Annotated in this window: 11 protein-coding genes; all 11 read left to right on the forward strand. The window is 70.4% G+C overall.

From position 1 onward, the window contains the following. Positions 1 to 83: 83 nt before the first annotated feature. The 11 genes from RBJ65_RS16660 to RBJ65_RS16710 all read left to right on the forward strand — a co-directional run bounded on the left by RBJ65_RS16660 (position 84) and on the right by RBJ65_RS16710 (position 14,227). Positions 84 to 1,706, forward strand: coding sequence for a carboxyl transferase domain-containing protein (locus tag RBJ65_RS16660; protein WP_306320423.1), 1,623 nt, complete (start codon positions 84 to 86; stop codon positions 1,704 to 1,706). A 14-nt stretch (positions 1,707 to 1,720) separates the two neighbouring features. Continuing rightward, positions 1,721 to 3,715, forward strand: coding sequence for a biotin carboxylase N-terminal domain-containing protein (locus RBJ65_RS16665; protein ID WP_306320422.1), 1,995 nt, complete (start codon positions 1,721 to 1,723; stop codon positions 3,713 to 3,715). Next, entirely contained in the window at positions 3,712 to 4,770 is a 1,059-nt protein-coding gene (locus RBJ65_RS16670; protein ID WP_306320421.1) for a hydroxymethylglutaryl-CoA lyase, read from the forward strand. Before RBJ65_RS16665 ends, RBJ65_RS16670 begins: the two co-directional genes overlap by 4 nt. 7 nt (positions 4,771 to 4,777) lie before the next feature. Next, a complete protein-coding gene (locus RBJ65_RS16675; protein ID WP_306320420.1) occupies positions 4,778 to 5,938 on the forward strand; it encodes an acyl-CoA dehydrogenase family protein in 1,161 nt (386 codons plus the stop codon). A 161-nt stretch (positions 5,939 to 6,099) separates the two neighbouring features. Further along, positions 6,100 to 7,146, forward strand: a complete 1,047-nt coding sequence (locus RBJ65_RS16680; RefSeq protein WP_306320419.1) for an ABC transporter substrate-binding protein — start codon at positions 6,100 to 6,102, stop codon at positions 7,144 to 7,146. Between the two features lie 4 nt (positions 7,147 to 7,150). Continuing rightward, positions 7,151 to 8,005, forward strand: coding sequence for a siderophore-interacting protein (locus RBJ65_RS16685; protein ID WP_306320418.1), 855 nt, complete (start codon positions 7,151 to 7,153; stop codon positions 8,003 to 8,005). Between the two features lie 222 nt (positions 8,006 to 8,227). Next, complete coding sequence (desA, locus tag RBJ65_RS16690; RefSeq protein ID WP_306320417.1) at positions 8,228 to 9,670, forward strand: lysine decarboxylase DesA; 1,443 nt, start codon at positions 8,228 to 8,230, stop codon at positions 9,668 to 9,670. Next, the gene (locus RBJ65_RS16695; RefSeq protein WP_306320416.1) at positions 9,654 to 10,928 is read left to right on the forward strand and encodes a lysine N(6)-hydroxylase/L-ornithine N(5)-oxygenase family protein; all 1,275 of its coding nucleotides are present in this window, start codon (positions 9,654 to 9,656) and stop codon (positions 10,926 to 10,928) included. Before desA ends, RBJ65_RS16695 begins: the two co-directional genes overlap by 17 nt. After that, positions 10,925 to 11,503 carry a GNAT family N-acetyltransferase gene (locus RBJ65_RS16700; protein ID WP_306320415.1) on the forward strand — a complete coding sequence of 193 codons (579 nt, stop codon included), beginning with the start codon at positions 10,925 to 10,927 and terminating at the stop codon, positions 11,501 to 11,503. Before RBJ65_RS16695 ends, RBJ65_RS16700 begins: the two co-directional genes overlap by 4 nt. Continuing rightward, the gene (locus RBJ65_RS16705) at positions 11,500 to 13,275 is read left to right on the forward strand and encodes an IucA/IucC family siderophore biosynthesis protein (protein WP_306320414.1); all 1,776 of its coding nucleotides are present in this window, start codon (positions 11,500 to 11,502) and stop codon (positions 13,273 to 13,275) included. Before RBJ65_RS16700 ends, RBJ65_RS16705 begins: the two co-directional genes overlap by 4 nt. Before the next feature lie 79 nt (positions 13,276 to 13,354). Further along, entirely contained in the window at positions 13,355 to 14,227 is an 873-nt protein-coding gene (locus RBJ65_RS16710; protein ID WP_306320413.1) for a DUF4429 domain-containing protein, read from the forward strand. Positions 14,228 to 14,235: the final 8 nt, after the last annotated feature.

The raw sequence follows: 14,235 nt of genomic DNA on the forward strand, positions 1-14,235 counted from the left end.
AAGGAAATCGGTTAACGCTCATTAACTTGGCGACGCAGCGAGACGCAGCGAGTCGCAGCGGGATACAGCGAAGGGGCCGCGGAATGCAGGAAGCACCGGAGCTGACGAGCGCGGCGGAGCCCGCTTCGGAGGCCTGGCGGGCCAATGAGGCGGCGCACCGGGCGCTCGGCGAGGAACTGCGCGGCAAGCTCGCGGCGGCCCGGCTCGGCGGCGGCGAGAAGGCCCGCGCGAGGCACACGGCGCGCGGCAAGCTGCTGCCGCGCGAGCGGGTGGACGCACTGCTTGACCCCGGCTCCCCCTTCCTGGAGCTGGCGCCGCTCGCGGCGGACGGGATGTACGAGGGCGCGGCGCCGGCGGCCGGGGTGATCGCCGGGATCGGCCGGGTGAGCGGCCGCGAGTGCGTGATCGTCGCCAATGACGCGACGGTCAAGGGCGGCACGTACTACCCGATGACGGTGAAGAAGCACCTGCGCGCGCAGGAGGTCGCCCTCGAGAACCGGCTGCCGTGCGTCTACTTGGTGGACTCCGGCGGCGCGTTCCTGCCGATGCAGGACGACGTGTTCCCGGACCGCGAGCACTTCGGGCGGATCTTCTACAACCAGGCGCGGATGTCCGGCGCGGGCATCCCGCAGATCGCGGCGGTGCTCGGCTCGTGCACGGCGGGCGGGGCGTACGTCCCGGCGATGAGCGACGAGGCGGTGATCGTCCGGAACCAGGGCACGATCTTCCTCGGCGGCCCGCCGCTGGTGAAGGCGGCGACGGGCGAGGTGGTGACGGCCGAGGAGCTGGGCGGCGGCGAGGTCCACTCGCGGGTCTCGGGTGTCACCGACCACCTGGCGGAGGACGACGCGCACGCGCTGCGCATCGTCCGCCAGATCGCCGCCACGCTGCCGGAGCGCGGCCCGCTGCCGTGGGCGGTGAAGGCCGCGATCGAGCCGAAGGTGGACCCGGCGGGCCTGTACGGGGCGGTGCCGGTGGACTCGCGGACTCCGTACGACGTACGGGAGGTCATCGCGCGCGTGGTGGACGGTTCGCGCTTCGCCGAGTTCAAGGCGGAGTACGGGCAGACGCTGGTCACGGGCTTCGCGCACATCCACGGGCACCCGGTCGGCATCGTCGCGAACAACGGCATCCTGTTCGCCGAATCCGCCCAGAAGGGCGCCCACTTCATCGAGCTGTGCGACCAGCGCGGCATTCCACTGCTCTTCCTCCAGAACATCTCGGGCTTCATGGTGGGCCGGGACTACGAGGCGGGCGGGATCGCCAAGCACGGCGCCAAGATGGTCACGGCGGTGGCGTGCACGCGCGTGCCGAAGCTGACGGTGGTGATCGGCGGCTCGTACGGGGCGGGCAACTACTCGATGTGCGGCCGGGCCTACAGCCCCCGCTTCCTGTGGATGTGGCCCGGCGCGAAGATCAGCGTCATGGGCGGCGAGCAGGCCGCCTCCGTCCTCGCGACCGTCAAGCGCGACCAGTTGGAGGCGCGCGGCGAGGACTGGGCCACCGAGGAGGAAGAGGCCTTCAAGGCCCCGATCCGCGCCCAGTACGAGTCGCAGGGGAACGCCTACTACGCGACGGCCCGGCTCTGGGACGACGGCGTGATCGACCCGATGGAGACCCGCCAGGTCCTCGGCCTGGCCCTGACCGCGTGTGCCAACGCGCCGCTGCCGGAGAAGTCCGCCGGCTTCGGCGTCTTCCGGATGTGAGGGGCGAACGAGACGTGTTCGAGACGGTACTTGTGGCCAACCGCGGCGAGATCGCGGTGCGCGTCATCCGTACGCTGCGGGCGCTCGGCATCCGCTCGGTGGCGGTGTACAGCGACGCCGACGCGGACGCGCGGCACGTACGCGAGGCCGACGAGGCGGTGCGGATCGGCCCGCCGACGGCCACGGACAGCAGGGGCGGCGCGAAGCGCCTCGATGAGGGGCGGTGGTCGGGCGACGGGCGGGCCTACCTGGTCGCGGAGCGACTGATCGAGGCGGCCGTACGGACCGGCGCGCAGGCGGTGCACCCGGGCTACGGCTTCCTCGCGGAGAACGCGGAGTTCGCGCGGGCCTGCGAGGAGGCCGGGCTCGTCTTCATCGGGCCGCCCGCCGAGGCGATCGCACTCATGGGTGACAAGATCCGCGCGAAGGAGACGGTGAGCACCGCCGGGGTCCCTGTGGTGCCCGGCGGCCGCGATCCCGAACTGGCGGAGGCGGCACGGAAGTTGGGCGCGCCCGTCCTGCTCAAGCCGAGCGCGGGCGGCGGCGGCAAGGGCATGCGCCTGGTCCGCGATCTGACCGTCCTGGAGGAGGAGATCGCGGCGGCCCGGCGCGAGGCGCGCGCCTCCTTCGGCGACGACACGCTCCTCGTGGAGCGCTGGATCGACCGGCCGCGGCACATCGAGATCCAGGTCCTGGCGGACGCCCACGGGAACGTGGTGCACCTCGGCGAGCGCGAGTGCTCCCTCCAGCGCCGCCACCAGAAGATCGTCGAGGAGGCGCCCTCCGTGCTCCTCGACGAGGCCACGCGCGCGGCGATGGGCGCGGCGGCCGTGGAGGCGGCGCGCAGTTGCGGCTACCGGGGCGCGGGCACGGTGGAGTTCATCGTGCCGGGCGACGATCCGGCCGCGTACTGCTTCATGGAGATGAACACCCGCCTCCAGGTCGAGCACCCGGTGACGGAGCTGGTGACGGGCGTCGACCTGGTGGAGTGGCAGGTGCGGGTCGCGTCCGGCGAGCGGCTCCCCTTCACCCAGGACGACATCACGCTCACCGGCCACGCGGTGGAGGCCCGCCTCTGCGCGGAAGACCCGGCCCGAGGCTTCCTCCCCTCCGGCGGCACGGTCGTCGCGCTGCGCGAACCCGAGGGCGAGGGTGTACGCGTCGACTCGGGCCTCACCGAGGGCACGGAGGTCTCCAGCCTCTACGACCCGATGCTCGCGAAGATCATCGCGTACGGCCCCGACCGGGAGACGGCGCTGCGCAGGCTGCGGGCGGCGCTCGGCAGAACGGTGACGCTCGGCGTGCCGACGAACGCCGGTTATCTGCGGCGCCTGCTGGCCCACCCGGACGTGGTGGCGGGCGAGTTGGACACGGGCCTCGTTGAGCGCGTCACGGACGATCTGGTCGACGCGGAGGTCCCGGCGGAGGTGTACGCGGCGGCGGGCGCGCTGCGCCAGGAGCGGCTCGCCCAGGCCGGGGCCGAGGGCTGGACGGACCCGTTCTCGCGGCCCAGCGGCTGGCGACTCGGCGGTGAACCGGCGTGGACCGTGCACCACTTGAGGGTCGCGGGCCACGATCCGGTCGAGGTCCGGGTGCGCGGCACGGAGATCCTGGTGGACGGCGCGCCGACGGCCCCCGCGCGCGTGGCCGCCGTGTCCGGCGACTGGCTGGCGCGCGACGGCGACGCCTGGCACGTGCGGGACCACGACCCGGTGGCGGCGAGCCTGACCGGTTCCGGGGCCGGCGGCGCGGGCTCCCTGACGGCGCCGATGCCCGGCACGGTGACCGTGGTGAAGGTGGCCGTCGGCGAGCACGTGGCGGCGGGACAGAGTCTGTTGGTGGTGGAGGCGATGAAGATGGAGCACGTGATCGCGGCCCCACACGCGGGCACGGTGACGGAGCTGGACGTGGCGCCGGGGACGACGGTCGCGATGGACCAGGTCTTGGCGGTGGTGGCGCCCGAGGACGCGGAGTCGGGCCCGGCCGAAGCCGAGGGGGCCGCGCGATGAGCACCGCCCTCCCCATGGTCGTCCCCACCCAGGGTCTCCCGGCGCGCGTCCGGATCCACGAAGTGGGCGCCCGCGACGGCCTGCAGAACGAGCAGCGGTCCGTGCCCACCGAGGTGAAGGCGGAGTTCATCCGCCGCCTGGCGGCCGCGGGCCTCACGACGATCGAGGCGACGAGCTTCGTGCACCCCAAGTGGGTGCCCCAACTCGCCGACGCGGAAGCCCTGTTCCCCCTCCTCCAGGACATCGGAACCAGAGGGACCGGCGGGTCCGGCGGGTCCGGCGGGTCCGGAGGGTCTGGAGGGTCTGGAGGGCCTGGAGGGCCTGGAGGGTCCGGCAGGTCCGGAGGCACCGGAGGGACCGGCGTCCGCCTCCCCGTCCTCGTACCGAACGCGCGCGGCCTGGAGCGGGCGCTCGCGCTCGGCGCGACCCGCATCGCCGTGTTCGCCAGCGCCACCGAGTCCTTCGCCAAGGCGAACCTGAACCGCACGGTGGCGGAGTCCCTCGCCGCGTTCGGCCCGGTCGTGGCCGAGGCCAAGGAGCACCGGGCGCACGTGCGCGGCTACCTCTCCATGTGCTTCGGCGACCCGTGGGAGGGCCCGGTCCCCGTCCACCAGGTCGTCTCCGTCGCCAAGGCCCTCCTCGACATGGGCTGCGACGAGCTGAGCCTCGGCGACACGATCGGCGTGGCCACCCCCGGACACGTACAGACCCTCCTGTCGGAGCTGAACGAGGAGGGAGTGCCGACGGACGCGATCGGCGTGCACTTCCACGACACGTACGGACAGGCGCTCGCCAACACCCTGGCGGCGCTGCAGCACGGCGTGACGACGGTGGACGCCTCCGCGGGCGGCCTCGGCGGCTGCCCGTACGCGAAGAGCGCCACCGGCAATCTCGCCACCGAGGACCTCGTCTGGATGCTGCGTGGACTCGGCATCGAGACCGGGGTCGATCTCGACCGTCTCACCGACACCAGCAGGTGGATGGCCGAACACCTGGGCCGACCCAGCCCGTCCCGCACCGTCCGCGCACTCTCGAAGCCCCCACAGGAGCAGTGAGGCAGCCATGGATCACCACCTCTCCCCCGAGCACGAGGAACTGAGGCGCACCGTCGAGGAGTTCGCGCACGACGTCGTCGCCCCGAAGATCGGCGACTTCTACGAGCGGCACGAATTCCCGTACGAGATCGTCCGCGAGATGGGCCGCATGGGCCTGTTCGGGCTGCCGTTCCCGGAGGAGTACGGCGGCATGGGCGGCGACTACCTGGCGCTCGGCATCGCCCTCGAAGAACTCGCCCGGGTCGACTCCTCGGTCGCGATCACGCTGGAGGCCGGGGTCTCGCTGGGCGCGATGCCGATCCACCTCTTCGGTACGGAGGAGCAGAAGCGCCAGTGGCTGCCGAAGCTGTGCGCGGGCGAGATCCTCGGCGCGTTCGGCCTCACGGAACCCGAGGCGGGCTCGGACGCGGGCGGCACGCGCACCACGGCGGTCCGGGACGAGGAGACCGGCGACTGGATCATCAACGGCACGAAGTGCTTCATCACCAACTCCGGTACGGACATCACGGGCCTGGTGACGGTCACGGCGGTGACGGACCGCGCGGCGGACGGCCGCCCGGCGATCTCCTCGATCATCGTCCCGTCCGGGACGCCGGGCTTCACGGTCGCGGCGCCCTACTCGAAGGTGGGGTGGAACGCGTCGGACACCCGTGAGCTGCACTTCGCCGACGTGCGCGTGCCTGCCGAGAACCTGCTGGGCACACAGGGCCGGGGCTTCGCCCAGTTCCTGCGGATCCTCGACGAGGGGCGCGTCGCGATCTCCGCGCTCGCCACGGGACTCGCGCAGGGCTGCGTCGACGAGTCGGTGAAGTACGCCAAGGAGCGCCGCGCCTTCGGCCGCACCATCGGCGGCTACCAGGCCATCCAGTTCAAGATCGCCGACATGGAGATGAAGGCGCACACGGCGCGGCTCGCGTGGCGGGACGCGGCGTCGCGGCTGGTCGCCGGGGAGCCGTTCAAGAAGGAGGCGGCGCTCGCGAAGCTGTACTCGTCGACGGTGGCGGTGGACAACGCGCGTGAGGCCACGCAGATCCACGGGGGCTACGGCTTCATGAACGAGTACCCGGTCGCCCGCATGTGGCGGGACTCCAAGATCCTGGAGATCGGGGAGGGCACGAGCGAGGTGCAGCGGATGCTGATCGCCCGGGAGCTGGGTCTGACCACCTGAAACGGCCTTGCGGTCACGGGGCTCCGCCCCGGACCCCGCGCCTCAATCGCCGGCGGGGCTCTCTTTCACCCACCCTATGGACACGGCGGGAAGTTAGGTTAACCTACCCTGAGTTTACGTCCCGCCCGGCCAACACCCCGGCACGTCCGAAGGTAGCCCGCATGTCGAACGCCCGACTGACCCGCCCCACCCGCCGCGGCATCCTCGCCGCAGGCGGTGCCCTCGGCCTCGGCGCCGCCCTGGCCGCCTGCGGCAACGACGGCTCCAAAGACGGCGGCTCCAGCTCGGCGGGGGCCGCGGAGAAGTCCGGCCCCTGGTCGTTCAAGGACGACCGCGGCAAGACCGTGAAGCTGGACAAGGTCCCGACGGACATCGTCGCCTTCACCGGCGTCGGCGCCGCCCTCTACGACTACGGCATCCAGGTCAAGGGCGTCTTCGGCCCGACGACCACGAAGGGCGGCAAGCCCGACGTCCAGGCCGGCGACATGCCCGTCGACAAGGTCACGGTCATCGGCAACGAGTGGGGCCAGTTCAACATCGAGAAGTACGCGGGGCTCTCCCCCCAGGTGCTGATCACCACGATGTTCGACGGCGCGGGCACCCTCTGGTACGTCCCCGAGGAGTCCGCCAAGAAGATCGCCAAGCTCGCCCCGAGCGTCGGCATCTCGGTCTACGACCGCCAGCTCACGACCCCGCTCGAGCACATCTACAAGCTGGCGGAGTCGCTCGGCGCCGACCTGAAGGCGGACAAGGTCGTCAAGGCGAAGAAGCGCTTCGAGGACGCCGCGGCCCGGCTGCGCAAGGCGGCGAAGGCCAACCCGGACATCAAGGTGATGGCGGGCAGCGCGAGCCCCGACATCTTCTACGTCTCGGGCACCAACCTCTCCATCGACCTGGAGTACTTCAAGGCGCTCGGCGTGAACTTCGTGGAGCCCACGGAGGCCGCGAAGAAGGCGTCCGGCGGCTGGTTCGAGAACCTGAGCTGGGAGAACGTCAACAAGCACAAGGCCGACATCATCATGATGGACGACCGCGCCCAGGCGATTCAGCCCGCCGACATCGACGAGCCGACCTGGAAGAAGCTGCCGGCGGTCAAGGCGGGCCAGGTCATCGCCCGCTCCCCCGAGCCGATCCTCTCCTACGACAAGTGCGCTCCGATGCTGGAGAACCTCGCGAAGGCCATCGAGACGGCGAAGAAGGTGTCCTGATCCCATGACGACGACGACCGAAGCCCCCGCTGTCGCCCCCTTCCGATTCTTCGATCTGCAAGTGGTCCGCACGCGGCGGCTCGGTCCGTCGTTGCTCCGGGTCACCTTCACAGGCCCCGACCTCGCCGACTTCCACGGCGGCGGCCGGGACCAGTCCCTCTCCCTCTTCCTGCCGCACCCGGGCCAGGACGCCCCCGTACTCCCGCCCATGGGCCTCGACGACGGCCGCGCCTGGCACGCGGCGTTCCGGGCGATCCCGGACGCGGAGCGGGCGATCATGCGCTCGTACACGCTGAGCGGGCAGCGCCGCTTCCCGGCGGAGGAGGTCGACATCGACTTCGTGCTGCACGACGACGACCCGGCGACGTCCGGGCCCGCGTGCCGCTGGGCGCGGGCCGCCGCCCCCGGGGACCGGGCCGTCGTGCTCGGCCCAGCGATCGCCGACAACGGCGCGGTGCGCTGCCGGCCGCAGGACGACTTCGACCACATCCTCATGTGGGGCGACGAGACGGCGCTGCCCGCGGCGCTCGGCGTCCTCGCGTGGCTGCCCGAACACGTCTCGGCGCACGTGTACTTGGAGGTTCCGCACCGCGAGGACGTCCAGCCGATCATCACGCTCGCGGATGTCCAGGTGACCTGGTTGGTCCGTGACGAAGGCGCGCCTTCAGCGGTGGAGGCGGTGCGCTCCGCTCAACTCCCGGATGCCGTAAGCCCGTACGCGTGGCTGGCCGGGGAGTCCGGCGTGATGAAGGAGATGCGCAGGCATCTCGTACGTGAACGTGGTTACGACAAGCGGGCGGTGACGTTTGTCGGGTACTGGCGGCGTGGCCTCAGTGAGGACGCGCTGCGCGCCGCGTGACGTCGCGGGGCTCTGCCCCGGCCCCCGCTGCTCAATCGCCGCAGGGGCTTAATTTTGCCCAACTCGCCTCACAACTGAACATTCCAGCCATTCCTGACACACAACGGGGGGCGGGGTCGCGAGCCAAAGTTAGGTTAGGCTAACCTTACTCAAGGGTCGCAGCCCCGCCCTTTTTCCTGCCCCACCCGGGAACACCCTCACCCCACCCCGGAGGAACCGTTCATGCGCTCGCACCTGCTCAACGACACCACAGCGGAGCTCTACCGCAGCTCCGTGACCGAGGGGGTCGAGCGGGTGGCGGCCAAACTCGCCACCACCACAAGGCCGTTCACCGGCGTCACCCCCGACGCCCTCGCCCCCACCGTCGACGCCGTCGACCTGGACGAGCCGCTCCAGGACACCATCGCCGCGCTCGACGAACTGGAGGACGTCTACCTCCGGGACGCGGTCTACTTCCACCACCCCCGCTATCTCGCCCACCTCAACTGCCCGGTCGTCATCCCGGCCGTGCTCGGCGAGGCCGTCCTCGCCGCGGTCAACTCCTCGCTCGACACCTGGGACCAGTCCGCGGGCGGCACCCTCATCGAGCGCAAGCTCATCGACTGGACCACCGGCCGGATCGGCCTCGGCCCCGCCGCCGACGGCGTGTTCACGTCCGGCGGCTCGCAGTCCAACCTCCAGGCGATGCTGCTCGCCCGCGAGGAGGCCAAGGCCGACGACCTGGGCAAACTCCGCGTCTTCGCCTCCGAGGTCAGCCACTTCAGCGTCAAGAAGTCCGCGACGCTGCTCGGCCTCGACCCGCAGTCGGTCGTCTCGATCCCGGTCGACCGCGAGAAGCGCATGCAGACCGTGGCGCTCGCCACCGAGCTGAAGCGCTGCCGCGAGGAGGGCCTCGTCCCCATGGCCGTCGTCGCGACCGCCGGGACGACCGACTTCGGCTCCATCGACCCGCTGCCGGAGATCGCCGCGCTGTGCGCCGAGTACGGCACGTGGATGCACGTGGACGCCGCGTACGGCTGCGGGCTGCTCGTGTCGACGAAGAACCGGGGGCGGCTCGACGGCATCGAGCGCGCCGACTCGGTCACCGTCGACTACCACAAGTCCTTCTTCCAGCCCGTGAGTTCGAGCGCGATCCTGGTCCGCGACGGGGCGACGCTGCGGCACGCCACGTACCACGCGGAGTACCTCAACCCGCGCCGCACGGTCGCCGAGCGGATCCCCAACCAGGTCGACAAGTCCCTGCAGACCACCCGCCGCTTCGACGCGCTCAAGCTGTGGCTGACGCTGCGCGTGATGGGCGCCGACGGGATCGGCGGACTCTTCGACGAGGTCTGCGAACTGGCCCACGAGGGCTGGCAGTTGCTCGCCGCCGACCCGCGCTTCGACGTGGTCGTCGAGCCGAGCCTGTCCACGCTCGTCTACCGCTACATCCCGGCCGACGTCACCGACCCCTCGGAGATCGACCGCGCCAACCTCTATGCCCGCAAAGCCCTGTTCGCCTCCGGTGACGCCGTCGTGGCGGGCACCAAGGTGGGCGACCGGCAGTACCTGAAGTTCACCCTGCTCAACCCCGAGACGACCCTCGCCGACATCTCGGCCGTCCTCGACCTCATCGCCGGCCACGCCGAGCAGTACCTGGGAGACACCCTTGACCGCGCGTCCTGACACGTACGACTTCATCGGTATCGGGCTCGGCCCCTTCAACCTTGGCCTCGCCTGCCTCACCGAACCGATCGCCGAACTGAACGGCGTCTTCCTGGAGTCGAAGCCCGACTTCGAGTGGCACTCGGGGATGTTCCTCGACGGCGCCCACCTCCAGACCCCGTTCATGTCGGACCTCGTCACCCTCGCCGACCCCACCTCCCCCTACTCCTTCCTCAACTACCTGAAGGAATCGGGGCGGTTGTACTCGTTCTACATCCGCGAGAACTTCTATCCGCTGCGCGTCGAGTACAACGACTACTGCAAGTGGGCGGCGGCCAGGCTCAGTTCGGTCCGGTTCAACACGACCGTGACCTCGGTGACGTACGACGAGGGCGACGGCCTCTACACCGCCACCACCGAGGGCGGCGAGACGTACCGCGCCCCGCACCTGGTCCTCGGCACCGGTACCCCGCCGTACGTCCCCGAGGCCTGCCAGGGGCTCGGCGGCGACGGAGTCATCCACAACTCCCGCTACGTACAGCACAAGGAGCGGCTCCAGAAGAAGAAGTCGATCACGCTGGTCGGCTCCGGGCAGTCCGCCGCCGAGATCTACTACGACCTCCTCAGCGAGATCGACGTGCACGGCTACCGCCTGAACTGGGTGACCCGCTCGCCGCGCTTCTTCCCGCTCGAATACACCAAGCTGACGCTGGAGATGACGTCCCCGGACTACATCGACTACTTCCACCAGCTGCCGGAGCAGACCCGGTACTCCCTTGAGGAGCGGCAGAAGGGCCTGTTCAAGGGGATCGACGGCGAGCTGATCGACGCGATCTTCGACCTGCTGTACCAGAAGGGCCTCAACGGCCCCGTGCCGACGCGCCTGCTCACCAACTCGGCGCTGAGGACCGCGCGTTACGAGAACGGCACGTACAGCCTCGGCCTGCACCAGGAGGAGCAGGACAAGGAGTTCGAGCTGGACACCGAGGGCCTGATCCTCGCCACCGGCTACAAGTACGCCACCCCCGCCTTCCTGAAGCCGGTCGAGGACCGCATCCGCTGGGACGGCAAGGGCCGCTACGACGTCGCCCGCAACTACTCGATCGACACCACGGGCCGCGGCATCTTCCTGCAGAACGCGGGCGTGCACACCCACTCGATCACCAGCCCGGACCTGGGCATGGGCGCCTACCGCAACAGTTACATCATCGGCGAGCTGCTCGGCACCGAGTACTACCCCGTCGAGAAGACCATCGCGTTCCAGGAGTTCGCAGCATGAGCAACCTGAGCAACACCAAAACCGTGGGCGCGCTGACCCTGCGCCCCGTCGACCCGCAGACCGACGCCGGCCTCCTGCACCGCTGGGTCACCGACCCGAAGGCCGCGTTCTGGCTGATGCAGGACGCCAAGCTCCAGGACGTCGAGCGCGAGTACATGTCGATCGCGGCGCACGAGCACCACGACGCGTTCCTCGGCCTGCACGACGGCGAACCGGCGTTCCTGATGGAGCGCTACGACCCCCGGTACGTCGAGCTGGTCGGCCTGTACGAGCCGGAGCCCGGCGACATCGGCATGCACTTCCTCACGGCGCCCTCGGACGTCCGCGTCCCGGGCTTCACGCGCGCCGTGATCACGAAGGTGATGGAGTCGCTGTTCGCGGACCCCTCCGTGAACCGTGTCGTCGTCGAACCCGACGTACAGAACAAGGCGGTGCACGCGCTGAACGAGGCCGTCGGCTTCGTCGCGGACCGCGAGATCGACAAGCCGGAGAAGAAGGCGCTGCTCAGCTTCTGCACGCGCGCCCAGTTCGAAGCGGCCACCGGACGATCCACGGGAAGGACGACCGCAGCATGACCATCGCCGACGCCGCCGCCCACCTCTCCCCCGAGCGCTGGGCCGAGGCCAACCGCCTCCTCATCCGCAAGGCCATAGCCGAGTTCAGCCACGAGCGGCTCCTCATACCCGAGGCCGCCGTCGGCCCGGACCGGTTCTCCGTCCTGAGCGACGACGGCCTGACCCGCTACGAGTTCACCGCGCGCCGCCTGCGCCTGGACCACTGGCAGGTGTCCGCCGACTCGATCACCCGGCACCGCGACGGCGCCGAACTCCCCCTGAACGCCCTGCAGTTCTTCATCGAGATGAAGAAGAGCCTCGGCCTCAGCGACTCGACGCTCCCGGTGTACCTGGAGGAGATCTCCTCCACCCTGTCCGGCACCTGCTTCAAACTGACGAAGCCCAACGTCACGTCCGCCGAACTCGCCGCGTCCGGCGACTTCCAGGCGATCGAGACCGGCATGACCGAGGGCCACCCCTGCTTCGTCGCGAACAACGGCCGGCTCGGCTTCGGCGTCCACGAGTACCTCTCGTACGCCCCCGAGACCGCGAGCCCCGTCCGGCTGATCTGGCTGGCGGCGTCCCGCGAGCGCGCGGCGTTCACGGCGGGCGCCGGCCTGGAGTACGAGTCGTTCCTGCGCGCCGAGTTGGGCGACGCCACCCGCGAGCGCTTCGACACGGTCCTGCGCGACCAGGGCCTCAACCCGGCCGACTACCTCCTCATCCCGGCCCACCCGTGGCAGTGGTGGAACAAGCTGTCCGTCACGTTCGCCGCCGAAGTCGCGCAGCGGCACCTCGTGTGCCTCGGCGAGGGCGACGACGAGTACCTGGCGCAGCAGTCGATCCGCACGTTCTTCAACTCCTCCGCCCCCACCAAGCACTACGTGAAAACGGCCCTCTCGGTCATCAACATGGGCTTCATGCGCGGCCTTTCGGCGGCGTACATGGAGGCGACCCCGGCGATCAACGACTGGCTCGCGAACCTCATCGAGAACGACGAGGTGCTCAAGGACACCGGCCTGACGATCATCCGCGAGCGCGCGGCCGTCGGCTACCGGCACCTGGAGTACGAGGCCGCCACCGACCGCTACTCGCCGTACCGCAAGATGCTGGCGGCGCTGTGGCGCGAGTCCCCGGTCGCCTCGCTCGGCGAGGGCGAGCGCCTCGCGACGATGGCCTCGCTCCTGCACGTGGACCGCGAGGGCAAGTCCTTCGCGGGCGCGCTGATCGAGCGCTCGGGCCTCACCCCCCGCGAGTGGCTGAAGCCGTACCTCAAGTCGTACCTCACCCCCCTCCTCCACAGCTTCTACGCCTACGACCTGGTGTTCATGCCGCACGGCGAGAACGTCATCCTGGTCCTGGACGAGAACGGCGTCGTCCAGCGGTCGATCTTCAAGGACATCGCCGAGGAGATCGCGGTGATGGACCCGGACGCGGTCCTGCCGCCCGCCGTGGAGCGCATCAAGGCCGAGGTCCCCGACGACATGAAGCTCCTGTCGATCTTCACGGACGTCTTCGACTGCTTCTTCCGCTTCCTCGCGGCCAATCTGGTCGAGGACGGCGTCGTGGACGAGGACACGTTCTGGTCGGCGGTCGCGGACTGCGTGCGCGACTACCAGGAGGCGATGCCCCAACTGGCCGAGAAGTTCGAGCAGTTCGACATGTTCGCCCCGCACTTCTCCCTCTCCGCCCTCAACCGCCTCCAGCTGCGCAACAACGAGCAGATGGTCGACCTGGCGGACCCGTCGGGCGCGCTGCAGTTGGTCGGCGACCTGGAGAACCCGATCGCCTAGCCGCGAGTTTCCCCCCACGGACCGAAGGGGGCTCGGGAGACGGTCCTCCCGGGCCCCCTTCCCGTACGAGAATGACGGCATGGCGGAAATCATCCAGCGCGACGGCACCTGGACGTATCTCGGCGACACGCTGCGGCTCGTACCGGGCCGCGACAAGGGCGTGAGCCTGCTGCGCAGGACGCTGGGTGAGCTGACGGTGCCGCTGACGGCGCTCGCGGGCGCCTCCTTCGAACAGGGCAGGAAGACGGGCCGGCTTCGGCTGCGCCTGCGGGACGGCGCCGACCCCCTCCTCCAGGCCACGGGCGGCAAGCTGACCGACACCACGGACCCGTACCAGCTCACCGTCGAGTCGGACCGCTACGGCGTCGCCGAGTACTTCGTGGACGAGGTGCGCAACGCCCTCCTCCTCGACGAGGTCCCCACCTCGCCCTGCGATACGTATCTGCTGCCGGGGCCCGCCGTCCCGCTGTCGGTCTCCGCCGGGGACGGCACAGCGAGCTTCGACGGGGAGCACGTGCGCCTGGAGTGGAACTGGAAGACGGAGGAGGCGAAGTCCTCGGCGGGTACGCGGGTCCTCGCGCTCACCGACATCACGGCGGTCGAGTGGCAGCCCGCGGTCGGCCTGGAGAACGGCTGCCTGCGCTTCACCCTCCGCTCGTCCTCCACGAAGGCGCCGCCGAAGTACGACCCCAACTCCATCGAACTCTGGGGCTTCAAGAAGGACCCGCTGATGGCCCTGGTCGCGGCGGCGGTCCAGGCCCGCCTCCCGCACACGACCCCGGCGCCCGCCCTGGAGGAGACCCCGCCTCCCCCGCAGCCCCCGGCGGAGGACGACCACGACGCGCTGCTCCGCCGCCTGCGCGAACTCGGCGAGCTCCACCGGGAGGGCGTCCTGACGGAGGACGAGTTCGCACTGGCAAAGGCGGCGGTACTGAAACGCCTGTCCGGCTAGGGCTGGGG

This window comes from Streptomyces sp. KL109B, from assembly GCF_030766935.1.
Taxonomy (GTDB): domain Bacteria; phylum Actinomycetota; class Actinomycetes; order Streptomycetales; family Streptomycetaceae; genus Streptomyces.

Excerpts from the sequence above, each read along its gene's own strand:
- RBJ65_RS16660 (WP_306320423.1), top strand. The coding sequence starts at position 84 with ATGCAGGAAGCACCGGAGCTGACGAGCGCGGCGGAGCCCGCTTCGGAG.
- RBJ65_RS16670 (WP_306320421.1), top strand. The coding sequence starts at position 3,712 with ATGAGCACCGCCCTCCCCATGGTCGTCCCCACCCAGGGTCTCCCGGCG.
- RBJ65_RS16675 (WP_306320420.1), top strand. The coding sequence starts at position 4,778 with ATGGATCACCACCTCTCCCCCGAGCACGAGGAACTGAGGCGCACCGTC.
- RBJ65_RS16680 (WP_306320419.1), top strand. The coding sequence starts at position 6,100 with ATGTCGAACGCCCGACTGACCCGCCCCACCCGCCGCGGCATCCTCGCC.
- RBJ65_RS16685 (WP_306320418.1), top strand. The coding sequence starts at position 7,151 with ATGACGACGACGACCGAAGCCCCCGCTGTCGCCCCCTTCCGATTCTTC.
- desA (WP_306320417.1), top strand. The coding sequence starts at position 8,228 with ATGCGCTCGCACCTGCTCAACGACACCACAGCGGAGCTCTACCGCAGC.
- RBJ65_RS16700 (WP_306320415.1), top strand. The coding sequence starts at position 10,925 with ATGAGCAACCTGAGCAACACCAAAACCGTGGGCGCGCTGACCCTGCGC.
- RBJ65_RS16705 (WP_306320414.1), top strand. The coding sequence starts at position 11,500 with ATGACCATCGCCGACGCCGCCGCCCACCTCTCCCCCGAGCGCTGGGCC.
- RBJ65_RS16710 (WP_306320413.1), top strand. The coding sequence starts at position 13,355 with ATGGCGGAAATCATCCAGCGCGACGGCACCTGGACGTATCTCGGCGAC.